The 18905-nt window shown below is 41.2% G+C and carries 17 protein-coding genes and 2 pseudogenes; 1 reads left to right on the top strand and 18 read right to left on the bottom strand.

Annotated elements, in window-relative coordinates; translation table 11 throughout:
• Positions 1-149 precede the first annotated feature (149 nt).
• The 18 genes and pseudogenes from WAX46_RS13455 to WAX46_RS13370 form a co-directional block, all read right to left on the bottom strand.
• Positions 150-1772, bottom strand: a complete 1623-nt coding sequence (locus WAX46_RS13455) for an L-lactate permease (RefSeq protein ID WP_336494190.1) — start codon at positions 1770-1772, stop codon at positions 150-152.
• Between the two features lie 42 nt (positions 1773-1814).
• Positions 1815-2762 carry an L-lactate dehydrogenase gene (locus WAX46_RS13450; protein WP_336494189.1) on the bottom strand — a complete coding sequence of 316 codons (948 nt, stop codon included), beginning with the start codon at positions 2760-2762 and terminating at the stop codon, positions 1815-1817.
• Between the two features lie 207 nt (positions 2763-2969).
• A pseudogene (locus tag WAX46_RS13445) lies at positions 2970-3113 on the bottom strand (YfcC family protein); the annotation flags it as partial.
• A 99-nt stretch (positions 3114-3212) separates the two neighbouring features.
• Positions 3213-3407 (bottom strand): hypothetical protein, encoded by a 195-nt coding sequence (locus tag WAX46_RS13440; protein ID WP_336494188.1) that lies wholly within the window; start codon positions 3405-3407, stop codon positions 3213-3215.
• A gap of 500 nt (positions 3408-3907) precedes the next feature.
• Complete coding sequence (locus tag WAX46_RS13435; protein ID WP_226569516.1) at positions 3908-4792, bottom strand: glycine betaine ABC transporter substrate-binding protein; 885 nt, start codon at positions 4790-4792, stop codon at positions 3908-3910.
• Entirely contained in the window at positions 4792-5637 is an 846-nt protein-coding gene (opuAB, locus tag WAX46_RS13430) for a glycine/proline betaine ABC transporter permease subunit OpuAB (protein ID WP_226569530.1), read from the bottom strand. Before opuAB ends, WAX46_RS13435 begins: the two co-directional genes overlap by 1 nt.
• A gap of 9 nt (positions 5638-5646) precedes the next feature.
• The gene (locus tag WAX46_RS13425; RefSeq protein WP_226569515.1) at positions 5647-6876 is read right to left on the bottom strand and encodes a quaternary amine ABC transporter ATP-binding protein; all 1230 of its coding nucleotides are present in this window, start codon (positions 6874-6876) and stop codon (positions 5647-5649) included.
• Positions 6877-7273: 397 nt separating this feature from the next.
• A complete protein-coding gene (locus tag WAX46_RS13420) occupies positions 7274-8368 on the bottom strand; it encodes a toxic anion resistance protein (protein WP_226569513.1) in 1095 nt (364 codons plus the stop codon).
• Positions 8369-8382: 14 nt separating this feature from the next.
• Positions 8383-9999 carry a YceG family protein gene (locus WAX46_RS13415; RefSeq protein ID WP_376776463.1) on the bottom strand — a complete coding sequence of 539 codons (1617 nt, stop codon included), beginning with the start codon at positions 9997-9999 and terminating at the stop codon, positions 8383-8385.
• Positions 10000-10069: 70 nt separating this feature from the next.
• Positions 10070-10885, bottom strand: coding sequence for an HAD family hydrolase (locus tag WAX46_RS13410; protein ID WP_226569511.1), 816 nt, complete (start codon positions 10883-10885; stop codon positions 10070-10072).
• Positions 10882-11991: a cysteine protease StiP family protein gene (locus tag WAX46_RS13405; protein WP_336494187.1), complete on the bottom strand. Its 1110-nt coding sequence runs from the start codon at positions 11989-11991 to the stop codon at positions 10882-10884. The genes WAX46_RS13410 and WAX46_RS13405 overlap by 4 nt, the downstream gene beginning before the upstream one ends.
• Complete coding sequence (locus tag WAX46_RS13400) at positions 11984-13315, bottom strand: phosphoribosyltransferase family protein (RefSeq protein ID WP_226569526.1); 1332 nt, start codon at positions 13313-13315, stop codon at positions 11984-11986. Before WAX46_RS13400 ends, WAX46_RS13405 begins: the two co-directional genes overlap by 8 nt.
• Complete coding sequence (locus WAX46_RS13395) at positions 13305-14492, bottom strand: HpcH/HpaI aldolase/citrate lyase family protein (RefSeq protein WP_336494186.1); 1188 nt, start codon at positions 14490-14492, stop codon at positions 13305-13307. Before WAX46_RS13395 ends, WAX46_RS13400 begins: the two co-directional genes overlap by 11 nt.
• A 100-nt stretch (positions 14493-14592) precedes the next feature.
• Positions 14593-15372, bottom strand: coding sequence for a TerC family protein (locus WAX46_RS13390; RefSeq protein ID WP_226569505.1), 780 nt, complete (start codon positions 15370-15372; stop codon positions 14593-14595).
• Positions 15373-15508: 136 nt separating this feature from the next.
• Complete coding sequence (locus tag WAX46_RS13385) at positions 15509-16087, bottom strand: TerD family protein (protein ID WP_226569503.1); 579 nt, start codon at positions 16085-16087, stop codon at positions 15509-15511.
• Between the two features lie 41 nt (positions 16088-16128).
• Entirely contained in the window at positions 16129-16710 is a 582-nt protein-coding gene (locus WAX46_RS13380; protein ID WP_226569501.1) for a TerD family protein, read from the bottom strand.
• Positions 16711-16730: 20 nt separating this feature from the next.
• A complete protein-coding gene (locus WAX46_RS13375) occupies positions 16731-17333 on the bottom strand; it encodes a TerD family protein (RefSeq protein WP_226569499.1) in 603 nt (200 codons plus the stop codon).
• A 595-nt stretch (positions 17334-17928) separates the two neighbouring features.
• Positions 17929-18357, bottom strand: coding sequence for a cell wall hydrolase (locus WAX46_RS13370; RefSeq protein ID WP_226569497.1), 429 nt, complete (start codon positions 18355-18357; stop codon positions 17929-17931).
• A gap of 200 nt (positions 18358-18557) precedes the next feature.
• Here WAX46_RS13370 and WAX46_RS13365 point away from each other — a divergent pair.
• Positions 18558-18764, top strand: a pseudogene (locus WAX46_RS13365) (DUF5105 domain-containing protein); the annotation flags it as partial.
• Positions 18765-18905 lie beyond the last annotated feature (141 nt).

Raw genomic sequence — 18905 nt, 5'->3', positions numbered from 1 at the left:
AATTCTTTAGAATAGTGTTGAAATTGTTGTCCCTTTCTAGCCATAAAAAATCCCCTCCAAGTATAGTGTAACAGCCAAGATATGTTCTTGGGCTTTTTACACTGTCTACTTAGAGGGGATAATATCAGATCTCAGTCTTTTTGAATACTCTATAAAAATTGAGCAAGAATGAATGTCCATATACACACGATACCGAGCAAGATGAAGCTGTACTTCACCGTCTTTTGAAAGAGCTCTGATTCTTTACCTGTTTCTCCTACAGCTGCTGTAGCGATGGCGATTGATTGTGGAGAAATTAATTTCGCCATGACTCCACCGGTCGTATTCGCACCGATTAATAGACCTACCTGTGAGCCGATTTGAGAAGCAGTGACCGCTTGAAGGTTACCGAATAAGGCATTATTACTTACAACAGACCCAGTAATAAACACACCAATCCAACCAAGCACTGGGCTGACAAGAGGGAATAAATCGCCTGTTTTTGCAAGCGCAAGTCCAATCGCAGAGCTAAGTCCAGCAAAGTTCGACAAGCCTGCAAAACCCATGACAAAACAAATGGTGAGAACAGGTACCCAAAGCTCCTTCACCGCTGCTTTTAAGCAGACAGCGCCTTCTTTTAATTTGATCGTTCTGCTAAACAATCCTGTCAGTATGACCGCGATGAAAATGGCAGTACCTGTTGCACTGACGACATCCATCTTAAAGATCGCATCAATTGGAGTTTCTGTTTGTGCAATTGGCGGTAATTTCACAATTTGCTGATGTAGAAACGGCACTTTCACTAAAATCGTCGTCCAGTTCAGTGGTCCTCCTTCAGCAAACAATGCTTTAAATGCTGGCAGACTCCATACTGTAATAACAGCAGTTAAGATATAGAACGGAGACCATGCTTTCATGACTTCAATGCCGCTATACGTTTGCTTTTGTTCAATGGCTGGTGCTCCTTCTTCACGATATATATGTTTTGGCTGCCATTTTTGAAGAAATAAAGCCAAGATCCCCATACTTGCTAAGGCTGAAATAATATTGGCAAGCTCAGGACCCATAGTGACCATCGTCACAGCTTGCAAAATGGCATAACTTCCACTAACAATAAGTAGTGCTGGCAAAGTTTCTTTGATCCCTTTGAAGCCGTCTACAATCAGAATCAGTAGAAACGGGATACAGAACGAAATAAACGGAATCGTATACACAAGAGTTTGAGATAAAGCGAGCGGTGTGATATTACCCATTTGCGCCCCTGTAATGACTGGGATTCCCACTGCACCAAATGCGCCAGATGCAGCATTGGCAATTAAGCAGAGCATCGCAGCTTTGAGTGGTTTAAACCCAAGCTCTGTTAGTAAGGCAGCACTGATTGCAATCGGTACACCAAATCCAGCTGCGCCCTCTAAAAATGCGTTAAAACTAAAACCAATTAATAAGAGCTGAAGACGTTGATCTTGAGAGATCCCTGCAATACTAGAACGAATGACATCAAATTTTCCTGATTTCACAGCAATTTTATAGAGCCATACGGCCATGATGACGATATATCCAATCGGCCACAGCCCATTAGATATACCGAGCAGCACAGCAGATAATGCCTTTTCAATTGGCATATGAAAGAAGAAAACAGCTGTTACAAAACTGACGATTAAGGTAAAAAAAGCGGCTAAAACACCTTTTAACTTAAATACGGTTAATGCAAGTAGGAAAAATAAAATTGGAAGCATTGCCACCAATGCACTCACGAACTCATTACCAAACGGATCATAGATTTGCTGCCACATAACGATTCATCCTTTTCTGCTCAGATAGGTTGCCTTGATTGATTAAAAATGAGGAGCCAAGATCTCTTTTAACACTTTCACACTATGTTCGAATTTTTCTTTTTCTGTGTCATTTAGTGCAAGCTCCATCACGTTTGTTGCACCATTTCTGTTCACAAGGGCAGGTACACCAATGTAGACATCCTCTGCTCCGTACTCTCCATCTAAATACGTACTGACAGTCAAAATGCTGTTTTCATTATGCAAGATCGCTCTTGTGATGCGAGCTAAACTCATCGCTACGCCGTAGTATGTGGCCCCTTTTTTCTCAATAATTTGGTAAGCGGCGTGACGAACATTTTCCATTATCTCATCTAAGTCTTCTTGTTTGTATTGGTCATTTCTCTTCATTAATTCTGTGATCGGTACACTTCCGATATTCGCATGACTCCAAACAGCAAGCTCTGTATCCCCATGCTCTCCAATGATGTACGCATGCACGTTGTACGCCGCTGCTTCAAAGTACTCACTGAGCATATATCTAAATCTTGCGGTATCCAGAGTGGTACCACTACCAATCACTCTTTCTTTTGGAAGTCCACTGAATTTCCAAGTCGCATATGTCAAAATATCAACAGGGTTTGTGGCAATTAAGAAAATGCCATCGAATCCGCTTTTCATGACATTTTCTACAATGCCTTTAAATATATTTAAATTCTTCTCAACAAGGTCAAGTCTTGTTTCACCTGGCTTTTGGTTCGCTCCAGCACAGATACACACAATATCTGCATCCTGACAATCCTCATAATCTCCATACCATGTATTCACAGGATGCGGGGCAAAAACTTTCCCGTGGTTTAAATCCATCACGTCACCCATTGCTTTGTCCTGGTTCAAATCTATAACAACCAATTCATCTGTGATCGCTTGATTTATTAATGTAAAGGCATAACTACTGCCAACGAAACCTGCTCCAATAAGTGCTACTTTGTTTACTTTCTCATTTGTCATGTTTCCTCATCCTCCCGTAAAACTAAGTTGTTTTGTTTGTGAATATTTTCACATTTATATTGTGCAATACATCACAAACTTTTGCAAGGGGATTGCTCAAAAAAATATGTATCGAATTTGTGAACACTCTTATTATGGTTTCAAACCGCTGTCTCCATACATATTTTCACAAAGAAAGCTGCCCCACTCTCTAAGGTCCCCCGTTGATCATACCCCGATACAAATAAACACATGACCGATGACAAACCAAATGGGTGCAAAAACCTGATATTGGATTGACGAGTTGACAACCCCTTCTCCGAACATAACCACCTCTACAGCTACCTGTCTGGTGATTCCCATTAAATCCGCTGGTACATCACGCATCTCCACAAAGGATTTGACCATTTCAGTAAAAAGTTCTTCCTTTTCAAATGTAAACGTATGACCAATGGCTGGAACGATGACACCTCACTGCGGGTGTGCATTGATTATTTTTTCGATGACCGTTTCATAATGCCTCTTTCTCCCACTGTGACGAGAATACGTGCCTTCGCTTACTGAAATGTGTTTGGAGCTTGTAATGGAGATTTTTTCTTGGAACATCGTTTGAAGGGTTTCCTTCAGCAAATGTTTTGAATCAGTTGCATAGTGCTCCATCTGCATGGCTTGGTATTCCGAGCTTCTCGGCTTGAAGCTGAATAAACCAATCTTTCTTTAATAGCAGGTACGTAAGAGGCAGAGGCATCACAAGAGCGCTGTTGATGACGGCTATTTTCTATGATGTGGATAAAACATCAACGGCAATCTGCGCATCAAGTGAGAATCCTACGAGAATCACTGTACGGCTTTGCGCATGCTACCTAATCCATGAGATGTCCTCACGGGCGCTTTTTCTCATTGAAAATGGCTCTTCATTTGCTCTTGTCCCATGACCGATGAGATCAGGGATATAGCAATTGCAATCATACGTTTCCTTGAACATTTCGATCTGCTACTGCCACATCCAGCTACTCACTCCACCACCATCAGGAAGATCATGATTGTCTCTTCAACCATCGACAACTCGTCCATCATCCTTAGTATAAGAAAAAAGCAGCCGCTTTTGAGCAGACTGCTTTTTCTATATGCTCCCTTCTAATATAAGGGAAACACAACATATTTGGCTATTTTTTCAAATCCTCGATTGAATTGACGTTCTTCATATAGGTCGGAACCACAAGGCCAATTTTAACACCTTTCATACTTGTACCCACATCTTCATATTTGCCTTTAAATTTCTCTGCATATACTTTATGTGTTTGTGGTAACCATGCTGCAAGCGAAGCATCTCCGCTTCCATCAGCGATTGCTGTCCACATTGGCCCAGCTTCGACTTGAGTCAGCGTTACGTTATAACCTAAATCCTCTAACACTTTTCCTACAACATTTGTACTAGCGATTTCACTATCCCAAGCAACGTAGACAAGTTTAATTTTTTCACCATTCACCTTATCTACACCTTTTGTCCACTTACTTACTAAGTCCTCATGTTTCTTCACAAAGTCCGCCGCCGCATCCTTTGGCTTTTTCCCTTCTTGAATCGCAAGCATGACTTCTCCCATGTCATCTTCAGACCAATTAAACTGGCTAAGTAATTTATTTGCTTGTGGTTGATCTTTTGCAAAATCTTTTCTTGTAATTGTATGAATTTCTTCTGCTTCACCATAAACACCTTTAGGGTCTTTCAAATACTTCAAATCATACTTAGAGAACATCCAATGAGGATTCCATCCAGTAATGATGATTGGATCTTTTTTATCATAGGCCTTTTTTAAAGACGCAGTCATGGAAGAACTAGACCCTGAAGTCACTGACCACTTAGATAAATCGTAATCCTTTAAAGCATTATCTGTTGCTTCCATAATACCCGCACCTGGATCAATTCCAGTAATCTTATACTTCACCTGTTCTCCAACTGATGCGTCCTTATTACTCGCTGAACTACCACAAGCAGCTAATCCTAAAGTCAAAATCGCTGCCGCACTTACTCCTACAATTTTCTTAAACATTAAACATCCCCCCTAGTTTTTTTGGTCTTAATATTTTGTGTAATTCGGTCAAGAACAATAGCCAAAATAACGATGGCAATCCCTGCCTCTACACCAGTTCCTGTTTTTAATTGAGTAACAGCTCGATATACTTCTTCACCTAATCCAGGCGCACCAACCATTGATGCAATGACAACCATAGACAAGGCCAACATAATGCTTTGGTTGATCCCAGCTAGAATCGTTTTTGTGGCAAGTGGCAACTGCACTTTAATCAAACGTTGACTCGTTGTTGAACCAAATGCCTCAGTCGCTTCAATTAAAGTAGCTGGAACTTGTTGGATACCTAGTATCGTCATCCTAATCGTAGGAGGCATCGCAAAAATAACAGAAGCTACAACGCCAGGTACTACCCCAATATTAAAGAAGAAAATAGCAGGTAACAGATAAACGAAAGCAGGCATCGTCTGCATTAAGTCTAAAATAGGTGTCACAATCTGCCTAACCGTATTTTTCTGTGAAGCCCAAATGCCAATCGGAATACCGATAATAATCGAAATGATAACAGATGTTAAGACTAATGATAGCGTCTGTAACATAGCACTCCAATAACCTAGATAATCAATGATAAAGAATCCGATTAATGCAAAGATCGCAATTCCTCTTTTACTAATTAGCCATGTAACACCAGCAAAAATGATGGTCAAAATGATAGGTGGAATAAATCCTAAACCATCTGTAATCATTTGAACAAATGCAGCTAAACCATTAGCAATACCATCAAAAATTCCACCAAATGTCGCTGTTAACCAATCAATAAATTGATCAATCCAATCTGCTAAAGGGATTCTAGGAAGTGATGACAAAGATAGCATTTAGTTCACCTCCTGTGTGTGAATTAAATTAATGTATTGATCATTTCCTGCAAGCGCTCCAATGAGTGCTCCTTTCACAACTATACCCTTCATACGGTTTTTATCGTCTACGACAGCAATTGGGATATTAGATTCTGAGACAAGATCGAAAAGATCCGTTAAAACAGTATCTTGATGAATTGTTTTCATATTTTGTTGAATAACATTTTTTAAGGCTAGTTGATTTTCCTTTGCTCGCTGTGCTTCTTCTGCAGAAATGACCCCTAACAGGCGATTTTGCTTATCGACTGCATAGATAGAAGATATACCTAAGTTTTTCATCAAGGTTAAAGCGACTCTTGGCCCCTTATCAATCTGAACGGTTTCTGCTCTTTTCATAATGTTCCCAGCTGTCAATACTTTGGATAAATCTACATCCTCAACAAATCGTTCTACATATTCGTTTGAAGGATTCATTAAAATTTCTTCTGGTGAACCAATTTGTACAATATTGCCGTCCTTCATTAGAACAATACGGTCACCAATTCTCAGAGCTTCATCTAAATCATGTGTAATAAAAACAATCGTTTTACCAACCGAACTATGAAGATCTAATAACTCATCCTGCATGTCCTTTCTAATAAGTGGATCGAGCGCACTAAATGCTTCATCCATTAGTAATATGTCTGGATCATTTGCAAGTGCACGGGCTAGCCCTACACGTTGCTGCATCCCTCCACTTAATTGGTTTGGAAACTGATCCTCAAATCCTTCAAGACCCACGAGCTTAAGTGAATCCATCGCTTTTTGCTTACGCACTTCTTTCTCAACACCCTGCAATTCAAGACCGTATTCTGTGTTCTCAAGAATTGTACGATGCGGGAACAATGCGAAGTTTTGGAAGACCATGCTGATCTTTTTCCGTCTCACTTCACGCAATTGGTCCTTTGACATATTTGTTATCATATCCCCATCAATATATATTTCACCGGAGGTTGGTTCGATTAACCTATTTAGCATCCGCACAAGTGTGGACTTTCCACTCCCTGATAGCCCCATGATGACAAATATCTCGCCGTCATAAACATCAAAATTTGCTCGATTGACACCAACTGTTGCGCCGGTCTCTTTTAGGATATCTCGTTTTGTTTTGCCTTTTTCAAGCATTTGAGATGCTTTTTTAGCATTTTTACCAAAAATTTTAGATACATTATTTATCTTAATTTTGATCTTTCTTTCTTCAGAATTCATTATTCCCCTCCAAATTAGCATCTTTATAACCGTAACATAAGCGTTATGATGCGAACAATCTTTAGAATTCGCTTATTTCCGTACAATATGTATGAATTCCATATAGAGGTCTGGTGATTAGAGTTTATACGCCGTTTTACTCTTAAATCCTAAAGAATGCTTCAAAAACTACATATTTTATGGGGTATTTTATCTAAAAAGTAAATATTTTACCGTAATTAAATAATTGGGAATACCTAATTGTGTTAAGTCGAATACTCGTGGACTTTTTGATCATTGGCGAGCTGCACCCCTGAACAGGAATGACCGAAAATGGTCACATAAAAACCTTTTTCAATTAAATTTTAATAAAATTTATAAAAACTGCCTGCAACTTTAGTTACAGACAGCTCATTTTTTAGGACTCTAGTGCAGCCCGCTTAATATGATCTTGAAGCTCAAGCATACGTTTTGTTCCATCTTCACGTAATCGTTTGTTTTCTTCTTCAATCTGTTTTGTCTCTTTCATTCCTTGTACAATTGTATTGAAGGAGGATTCAATCGTTTCAATATCGATACTTGGACGACCAGATAACTTCGCAATTTCTACACTTTGACTTGAGATATTTTCAGCATTTCGTTTCAGCATTTCATTAGTTCTTCTATCAAGCTCACTCATTGAATCAGCCACAAGCTTTTGTCTTTTCGCTGTAACCGCTTGAATGATTCCATTCTTGAAAATTGGAATGGTAATGATAAACGCAGAGTTGATTTTCCCAATCAATTTCGTATTACCACGCTGTAACAAACGAATTTGTGGTGCCGTTTGAAGAGCCACCATCCGTGCCATGTCCAGATCATACACACGCTCTTCAAGCGCCTGAATGCCATTACGAAGCGTATCCAGCTCCATTTGAGCCAGTTGGTTACCACTAGCAGCTTTTTCTTCATAAGAAGGAACCAATTGCTTTAATTCTTCGATTTTCATTTGACCAGCCACGACATACTTTTCAAGCTCCATATAGTATTGAATGTTATGCTCATACATTTCTTCAAGCGTCACAGTCGACTTGGTCATTTCGTCTTTATATTTACTGATTTCGACATTGATTTTTTCAATCTCTGCACCCAGTGTTTGATATTTACTGAAAATCTTTTCGATCATACTACCGCCGCGCTTAAAGATTTTTGACAATAAACCACCCTTTGGCTCATCAAAATCGTTTTTATCAAAGCGATCCATAATTTTTCCAAGCTGTGTGAGCATCGTCCCTGAGTCTGTGACACTCGTTGAACGCATCATAGAAAGAATACGATCAGAGAACTTGGAGATTTCGATAGCCGGCTGCTTTCCGTATTCGAGCAGGTCCAGCTGATTTTTGGCATCAATCTGCCTCGCAATGTTTTGCACCTCTGGTTCATTTCGAAGCTGAACGCGAATATCGTCTGCCTTCTCAATGGTGATTTCCTCTTTATCAATTGAAACGATGTCATTTCCGTTTGTATTTGTCATAAACTCTGATCTCCTTATCGGTTTTTGATGGATTGAAATAACTTTCTGACGATGGATGGCTCTTTAAACTCTTGATTCATGACCATTTCATCGAGCCAATGTGTATCAAATAATTGTTCATCTATATACCGCTCTATACACTGATATCCGGCCGGATGATACACGAAGAGATCCACACCCATTTCATTTAAAAAAATCAGGATAGCCGCATCGGAACGAGTCAACTCGCCATTATATTCGGTATGGTATAAAATCACTTTTGGTACGGTTTGTGCATAATCAAATGTTTGTATAAGTTCAATCAGATCCTGGCTAATATGCAGAAGCTGTTTGAATAAATAAATGCGGACATCTAATTCAGTCTCATTTCCTTCCTTTAACAGCTTCGGATGCTGACAGATCCGAGCTATCGCCTCTGCCATCGCACGCTGCGTGCCCTCATATAGATGAGAAAACTGCCACACATTGCTTTTCATTAATAATTCAGGATCAATCTCTCCTGCAGGAGAAAGTGCATGCTGATAATGAAATTGATAATTCGAGGAAACCTCTTTCGTAAAAGGGAAATGGCGAATGGTCTTCGTTTCTTTCCCCTCCATTAATGTGTGGATACGGTCCCAGTATTCACGCTTGTCTCGCGTGACCCCCATCATTTTCGCAAAAAGATTCGGAATTTGTATCGTAACCCGGTCTGCTTTGAAATTAGGGCGGATAAATGATCGTTCCTTTGCAATTAAAAACAGCTCGTCATATGTTGTCTTTAACGTAATGGAATGAGGTGTATGATCTCTGAATTGCCATGGCTTATACAGCATTGAATCTTCTGTGTGGAGAACCTCTTGAAGCTCTCTTGTCGAACGGTACGCCACCGTTGATTTCCTCTCAGGCTTTTCAGTAGGGAACGGCTCAAGCCTGGAAGTCCCCGGATATGGATCAATAAAAGTCATATTTTCTTCTGGATCTAATTCGCGAAACGGATCCTTACCTTCTGGATGAAATAGCACAACATCACAGCCAATTAGCATGACATAATACAGAAAATAAAGCTGACTTTTATTTGCCTCTCCATACCAAATGACAGCCGGCATTTTTTTTTCAATATTTACTTCCTTTAGCCATGGCCCTAGATGGTTATTTGAAAACTTCACCACATCTAGTAAGACGCGGCGAAAGTCGGAATGCTGAAATCCGCCCTCATGCAACTGCTGGAAATGCTCAAACACCTTGATTAACGAAAGGCGAATATGACGATTCATTATAGGATTTGGATGACGTACAATTAGCTGCTCGCCATCTAAAAAAGCCACAAAGCGATTCACGGACAATCCCTTTTCTTCTTGGTTAATCAAATGAATTCGTTGGAGCGCTTGAAAATGCTCCGGCTCAATATGACGATTGAGTGTTTCACTTAAAATATGCATATCGTCTGTTTCATATAATTCATGTAAATAAATAAAATAATCGGTTGCATCATGCGGAGTTCCAAGGACCCGGGCGGCGAGACTCGGCATGGATAAGGTATGCTCGTCCTTTACATAGCCGTCTCGTTCAGGGAGCGGCTTTTTCAGTAGGTTTTTCCAGGCTTCCTGATCCGCCCGTGTATGGATAACATTCATTTCTTTATGGCTCACGCCGCTCCTTCCTTTCTCCTATATTTTCTTGAAAGATACTACTATCATAACATTCAGCCTTCTACTTCTGCTATCGTATTGAAAGCTTTTTTGCAGTGGTCATCTGCTGTATGACACATGCGGTGATTTCATCGGCCGCTGCCATGCCAGATGCTTCCGTCGGCTCAAGTGATGGGTCAAAGTCTAGAACTTCCCCATGCCTTGGCGCAAAGCCCGTATCTGCCTGACGAATGAGATCCGCATCTAACAAGGAATCTCCTGCACCATAAACGTATTCAAGATGCAGCCTTTCCTTTAGAAAAGCAACAGCAGCCCACTTATTGAGCGGCTGTGGAATAAAATAAAGCTTCCGGCCCTGAAGTGAAACCTGCCAGCCTTTTTCCTCGCCCCACAGCCTCAATTCAGCAAGGGGAATGCGAGAAAGATACTCGCCTTTCATGATCAAGTAAAGAAATCTTCCCTCTGCTGTCCGAGTACGCTTGACCCAAGCAGCAACAGGTAGCTCAGATATGGCTCTCAGCATGTCTCTTACTGGCATACACTCTCTTAATCTTTCATCTACAATGGCCTGCCAATCCTCAAGAGGCCTGCCATGATGAAGGATGCAGCCGCCATTTGTCGTGACCGCATATTCCGGTTTCAGCTCTTGTTGAAAATAAGTGATCCGTTCATATTGCACAGTTGTTCTTGTTGTCACTGGGATCAACCAACCGAATTGATGAATCGCCTGTAAGGATTTCTTCGTTTCAACAGCCATGTAGGAAAGCGGCCGTTCATCCAGCACCTCAACTAAATCATATGTCCCTTCATACGCATGCTGCTCAAGCATACGATGTGAGTAAATCAACGTCCGGTCTAAATCACTGGCAAACGCAAATTTCTTCATGACGATTGCTCCACCGGACGAATTAATCCGCAGCATGTGTAGGACATATTGGCATATTCAATCACGGGAACGTCTCTATCCTCTGCCAACAGTAGAATGTGCTTCAGCTTCTCCTGAGACCCAGGCTGAATCAGTATTTTCCAAGGGATTCTCCTGAGCAGCACACGGGTCGTCTCACCAACACCAGGCTTAATCAAGTGCGTATTTTTAATTTGAAATTCCTGACCGATCGCCTCAATGGACGACATCCCTCGCCAATCAGCGTGCATCCCTTGCCCGAGAATCGTCTCTACTTTCTCTTGTACATTTGATCCGAGCCTAGAAAATGCTTCTTCAATTGTATCCACATACATATTGGACACATCCTCATCCAACAGCTCTTCGTAATACTTGGCTCCATGGAAATCATCGGCATTTATCCAGCGGTCGTTTAATACCGTTCGACTGACAAGCCCCGACACCGTTGAATTCAGGCAAGCACTTGGAATAAGAAAATCCTCTCTTGTTCCGTATACATTTGTACAGAAGCCCGGATCAGCCAGTACAGCCAGCTCACTAGAAAGACGAATCCCATATTTATGTTCAAAATCAATCACAGCTTTTTGAAGCTCCTTTGAAATAGCGCCTTTTCCGGTCCATCCATCAATAAATGCAATCTCAAAGCCTGGATGTTCTTTCAGCATATAATGTAACGCATTCTCGTCTATTCCGCGGTCACGAATAATAGAGATGCTGTAATGCGGCAGATCAAGGCCATACGTCTTTCGAATATACCGTTTGATGAGCACCCCGATCGGTGTCCCAGCCCGAGCCAAACTGCAAAGCACTGTTTGGAAGCCTCGATTTTTGATCATTTGTTCTGCCACAACGGCTACTGCTTCTGCTACCTTATGCTTACTTTCTTCAAGAGATTGATAGAATAAGGTCATATAAGATGCCGTCGGCTTATATTCAATTGGCAGCATTTCTGAATAATGCTCACCGCCTTGAATAGAACGCTCTCGCTCCTCTGTACTTTTCTCCATCTCAATCGATGATAAATCCTTGAGTAAGAAGATTACATCCTGCTCTGGATAGCTTCCCATCTTTGTATACACATTAGTCATTCAGCTTCACCTCGTCTGATAAAGTCACAATATGCACATGCTTCACATGCCGCTCAGCAAATAAGTGAACAAGCGGAAGCAATGTCGCTTGAGAGACCTTTTTCTCGAAAAAGAGAAACACATCATCGTATTGATCTTTTGGTATGTTGTACACGTAATGCTGAATTCTAGTATCCTCGGGGCTCAAAAATGCATAGCCATTTTGAACAGCATATCCATCCTTTTCGACCGGATGAATCGGACTTCTCGTCGTCGAATGAAAGAGGACGCCTTCTCCCATATGTGCTGCAAGTCTCATCGGCACATACATCAGCTCACCTGTTCCTAAACAGAGTGTCTGTTTTCCTTTGCGCTCTTGCTTGAGTTTCAGCCCAGCCTCAGCAACTGCTTGATCGATCACTTTCGTATCTTCTCTGCTTAAACCAAATCGACCTGTTTCATGTATATAGGGCGTATGACCTGCAGAGTTTGTTGCATGAGAAAGTGAATATGGAACTTGCCCAAAGAAAGATCGAAGAGAATGAAAAGAGAGATCTGGTGTCTTCTCCCGCTCAGCAATTTCATACGAATAGGCTGGCTCATCCAATGTTTTTCCCCGAAAGACCATCTGTCCCTTTAATAAGGACAATGCGGTGATGTGAACACCAAGCTCCTCTTGAAACTGAAGCATGGCTTCCTCGTGCTCCTCTGTCCGCCAGTCCAAAATGGAAAGAATGGTATAAGAATGTTGCGGGTACTTTGCATGGAGATCCCGAATGATGTTGATATTTGTACGCCCTGTCGTGACTTCATCATCTACTAATATAATGGGGCGGTTAGTATGAAGTAATGCTTCGTCTGCATAACAAAACTGATCCGTTGCATGTGAATGCTCTTCTTCAAATACCAATGTAGGATCAAGATCTAGTAGCTGTTCACGTGTCGTATGAATGTATGATGCTCCTTCTAATACGTCATACACACCATGGCCAAGTGCTGTAGCCGTTTCAGCAAAACCGATCACGATTGGCTGTTTGCCCGTCAACAGCTTTTCTCTTTTGAGTGAATCATAGGCTTCAGTTAACAACGCATGGTCGTTCGTCTTTAAGGCCTCTACTAATAGGTCTTGATGTAGTAGCGTCTTACCTGTTTGCTCTATAGCATAAGCCATTGCCAAAAGACCTGAGACAAGGAGCGGTTTCACTGGATGAACAGGAATATGTTTACCGAGCACCTTACTAACAAATAAAAAGGCTCGTTTTTTGTTCACCCTTGCCGCCATCTCAAAAAGGTGCTCTTTTTCCAGTTGAAGCATGCCTTCTTTGAGATCAAGCTCAACCTCCATATGTTCCAAGATGCTCAGCGTATGCGGCTTCGGCTTCTGTGAGTATGTCGATATAGCTTCTATTTTCATGAAACACCCCGTAAATGTCTGACTTAATGAGAATGTGCTCTGCCCATCCATAATGCGGCTTCGCTTCATTCATCTTATTAGAGAATGCACTCTTCATCACTCCAACTGTGCCATCCGCATGTTCCAAAATGCTTAAAGCATCCATATATTCTTCCTTTGTGACCACGTACATGCTTTGAACTGGCTTGAGATGTGTTGGATGAATCACTGTCTTTCCATGGATGCCGTTTGCCACATCCAGTCTTGTCTCCTTGAGCAGTCCTTGTACATGATCGAGTTCAGATGAATAAGACTGGCCGCTCTTAGAGAACGCACGAATGAAGGGCTTTTGTTCTTTTCGTGCCGGGCCAAAATGTTCCCATACAGCACCAGATACCACAAAAGAACGGCCAAAATAATTGATGATATCTGTGATTAAATCAGCAATGAGCCTGATCTCATAGATGGTGGTCGTACGATCACGGCGAATCCCATACAATCCACAAAGATCCGTTGCTCCAATGCGAATATTCAAAATATATTCCTCTTCATTCAGCATGATTTGCTTTAACTCAGACAACACCCTACATCTCGTCTCTTTTTCTAATAAATCTGGTGTTTCCAAAATGGGCATTCCATAAAGTTTCGTCTTCGTTTGTGCTGAAGCCCGTTTCAAGCTGTCCAAATATGCCTTTGCATTATGAACAGAACACTTTGGGAACACAAAACCCGTCAATAGATGAATGGCTGAACCGAGCAAGTCTGCCATTTTTAGCAACTGCTTCGGCGAACGAACTCGAATAAATAAAAGCGGCAAATACTCAGCCGCTTCAGGAAAATGAGTGAATTTCTCCGTAAGACTGGTCAATTGTGCCGCTAAATTCTGTTCAGCTATGTCCACTTCTTGATCACCGATGGCATCCTCCAAACACAACACAACAGAGCAAAGCGCTTCATATTTCTGAGAAAGCAACATGTCTGCTACATCCTGTCTTGTCGCAGGCATATACAAAGTAGCACCTAGTGCATGCGCAAGTACATGCCTTGGCGTCAATGAATGGATCGCCGTCGGCCGCTTCAAAAAAATATTGTGCTGCCTCGCCTCTGATAAAAAACGAAAATATCGCATGCAGTGCCTCCCTCGAGTTGTTTAGAGAAAATCAATCAAATGACTTGACGATTCAAAAAAGGATGGAGCCGCTAGTAAACTCCATTCCTTTTTAATCATCCTATTCTTCTTTTGAAGCCGCAGCTTCGTTGGTCACATCTTGATGTTTCTTTTTATTGATTTTATGAACAATAAACGTGCCGATAAATGCTAAGATAATAATCGCAAAGAATAATAGGTGCGGGATTTCAATATGAGCAACACTCAATGCCATTTTGGCTGCAATAATCCCAATGAGAATAAACGCTGTATTCTCAAGCTCTGGTACACGGTCAATGAGAACAAGGAATAACTGTGCCACTGTACGCATCATCAGAATTCCAAGCATTCCGCCTAAAAGAAGAATCCATACTTCCTCAGATACAGCGAATGCAGCAAGGATACTGTCAACGGAGAAGGCAAGGTCCATAATTTCTACAGAAATAACGGTTGCCCAGAACACGCCAAATACACGAACAAGCCAGCCTTCTTTTTTCAATTCCTTCGCTTCGTCGTCACCATCACCTAACCAGAAGTGCTTGATGACAAGCCATGCTAAGTAAGCTGCTCCTAGAATCTTAATCCACCAGAACTTGATGAGTAGCATCCCTACGCCAATGAATAGAAAACGGAAGAAATAAGCGCCAATCAGTCCGTAGGTTAATGCCTTTTTACGCTGCTTTTCTGGTAAATGTTTGACCATGACAGCTAATACTAATGCGTTATCTGCTGATAACAATCCTTCAAGTACGACAAGGGTCCCAATGAGCCCCCAAGAGACAGGGTCTGTTAATACCTCTGCCCACATATGCCAATCAAAAAACGAGGCATACGTGTCCAACATATGTTTCAAAATATCCAACAGGTTTTCCTCCTATAAGTGTAAAGCATCAGTAGGCTTTCGCCTGCCGCTATTCTTCTCGCTGTTTCTTTCTCACTTTGGAAAAGACCCTCATATGAGTTATTGACAGCGCCTCTAAATGGATTTTTTCTCTTGTTTACACTTCTAACCCATAATTTTGACAAAGAGCTCCAAGTCCGCCAGAGAACCCGCTTCCGATTGCGTTAAACTTCCAATCGCTTCCATGGCGATACAATTCACACACCACTACAGCTGTTTCAATTGAGAAGTCTTCGCCTAAATCAAAGCGAATCAATTCTTCCCCGCCCTCTTCATTTACAACACGAACAAATGCATTCGAGACTTGTCCAAAATTCTGACTACGCTCCTCTGCATCATGAATCGTGACTGTAATTCCGATACGATCAATGTTAGCAGGAATTTTTGAGAAATCAACGAGAATTTGCTCGTCATCTCCATCTCCTTCACCCGTACGATTATCACCTGTATGAGTGACACTGCCGCTCGGATGCTGCAGGTTATTATAGAAAACAAAGTCTGTATCTTGCTGACAACGATTGTTTGCATTCACTAAGAAAGCTGAAGCGTCCAAATCAAATTCGGCTCCACCAGAATATTTATTCGTATCCCAGCCAAGTCCGATCATCACTTTTGTCAGTCCTGGGTTGGTTTTCGTTAAATCGACACGTTGTCCTTTTGAAAGCTGAATCGCCATATCCGTATCTCTCCTGTCTTTGAAAATATGGAAATTAATCGTTACCCGATATCTAAGCCGAAGTCCGTTGCAATGCGGGCAAGTCCGCCTTGATAGCCTGATCCAACAGCCGAGAATTTCCATTCCCCGCCATGACGGTATAACTCGCCTACAATAATCGCTGTTTCAATTGAAAAGTCCTCTGCCAAATCATAACGGATGAGCTCTTCATTTGATGCCGCATTTAAAATACGTACATATGCGTTAGAGACTTGTCCGAAGTTTTGACTGCGCGCGTCTGCATCATGAATCGTAATGACAAATGAAATCTTCTCAACATTTGCTGGTACAGTTGAAAGGTCGACATTGACCTGCTCGTCATCTCCGTCTCCAGCACCAGTTCGGTTATCGCCTGTATGTACGACACTGCCGCCTCCGCCAGTTGTTTGATTGTAAAAGACAAAATCAGATGGAGAGCTTGCTTTGCCTGCCGCATCTAAAAGGAATACACTTGCGTCTAAATCAAAGTCATGTCCGCCGTCATATTTGTTTACGTCCCAGCCAAGACCTACTACCACTTTTGTTAAGCCTGGATTCGTTTTTGTTAAATCAATTTTTTGACCTTTCGCTAAAGAAATTCCCACGAGGAACCTCTCCCTTCTAATTAAATGTAGTTTCTCGTAATATCGGCTAGCTTCGCATCATTTGTACCATTTCCAACAGCCGCAAACTTCCACTCATTCTCGTGACGATAAAGCTCTCCAACGATTAATGATGTTTTTCCTGCATACTCATCTTTTAAATTATATTTCACTAATTCTTGATTGTTTGATCGATCAACAATGCGAATGTAAGCATTTTGAATCAACCCAAAGTGTTGGTTTCTTCTAAGGGCATCATAAATGTTCACGACAAACACCAATTTATTCACATTACCTGGCACCTTGCTTAAGTTGACGAGGACTTGTTCATCATCACCGTCTCCTTCACCCGTCAGGTTGTCACCTGTATGCTCAACACTTCCGCATCCGCTTTTCAAGTTGCCAAAATAAATCAAATCTCTATTTTCTATAAACTTGTCATTTTTCAGCATCAGTACTGAAGCGTCACAATCAATATCAGCGCCGCCTCCGCCGCCAAACAGCTTTCCTAAAAAACCGCCGCCTTGTGATACGGGGTCCCAGCCAAGTCCAACGAGAATATTCGTTAGCCCTGCTTTCCCTTTTGTTAAATCAATGCGTTGACCTTTTTCTAATGTAATTGCCAAATCAATCACTCCTCCAGCATAATAAAAATCCATTTATTAAGCGATGGGCCCTATTAAAAACATCATACATGAAAATTCGACAAAATTCATGAAATGACATGGGAGCCCCTTACTCTTTTTTCTATTTACTAGTATATACGTCTATGTTCATTATAGGTTTCAATAACATATTATTTTTTAAAGAAAAGATCGTCATTCAAAATAGTTCATGTCGTAAATGAAGTGTTTTATGTGAAACATTGTCGAATGTTCTAGTAGACAGCTTTTACTGATGAACGAAGTGTTGGTGCGTCTTCATATGTTGATATAATTTACATAGATGCTAATTGAGGGTAAACCCTATCATTTCCTTCCTTCCATGTATTTCTTTATACTTGTGAGTAGAGAACATTCAGCGTATTGATGAAAGGATGTTGATGATGCCATTACTTCATATGATTAAGTCGGCATACCTAAGGGTCAGACAGCAGAGGTGACATTGATCCATACAACTTAAATCTCGATACATCTTCATTTCCTCAATCCCTTGTTACAAGAAAAAAAGAAAAACACAACCCTCTGTATTCGTTCAAAGAGGATTGTGCTGTTCATCAAGCTAAAAGGTGTTATACACATTTTCACACGTTTCGGCTGTTGGCTCATAAAAACAATGCGACTTATACCTTGCCACAAACGGCTGATTGTACCAAGTCGGTGGACAATCTCCAGGCGGTCTAAAATACCAAAGGCTGAATTTTGCAGGCCAAAATCGTTCTCCGTTAATGTTCCTCCGCGCAAGTGCCTTCTCACTTTCTCGCGCCCGTTGATAAAAGTATCCGTGGTTGACCGCCTCAAACGCATGCTCCTGATAAATCATTTGTGGAATCGTACGCAGCCCTTTAAAGTCAGAGCAGTCGGCACGCAGACGATTGATGCCTACATTTCCTACCAGCAGCATTCCTTGCTTCCCTTCACCCTCTGCTTCCGCTCTTAGCAGTCTGGCCAATAAGTCAATATCAGAGCTTGTCGCTCTTACCACTGCCATACATCCACCTCCATCTCATTTCTTTTTTATTTTATGTGGAGTTTTTGTGTAAATGACTGACATTTTGACATGAAAAAACGCTCCGTGTCGATGGCCTGTCTAAACATCATTCGCTGTCAGCGATACATAAATCATGTGATCATACACATAACAGAAAAAATATTCATTACTTATTGTGATTTTTACTACTTGAAGCAACTGAGTTCTACAGCAAAAATCGTACAGCGTCTTATAATGATGCACAAAAATGTTTACTCTCTATCTACCCTGAAGAGAAAAAATTAGGACCATCTTCTTCTGAACAAACAGTAGAAGTCAACATGAAGAAAAATGATATCGACCAATGGAAACTTGATTTGAACGATTACAAAACAAGCTCATTAGTTGATTCATCAAGAACGAATTAAAAAACCCCCGTTTCTGAAGTGCACCCCAAATATTAGACACAGTCTAACATTTGGAGGTGCTTTTCTTTGGCTAAATTTACAATTGAAGATAAAATCAAAGCGGTAAAACGATACCTCATTGATCGTGAGAGCTTGCTTAGA

This window comes from Bacillus sp. FJAT-53060, from assembly GCF_037104745.1.
Lineage (GTDB): Bacteria > Bacillota > Bacilli > Bacillales > Bacillaceae > Bacillus > Bacillus stratosphericus_B.
The sequence above is the reverse complement of the archived record's forward strand: the minus strand, read 5'-3'. Positions and strand labels throughout refer to the sequence as shown.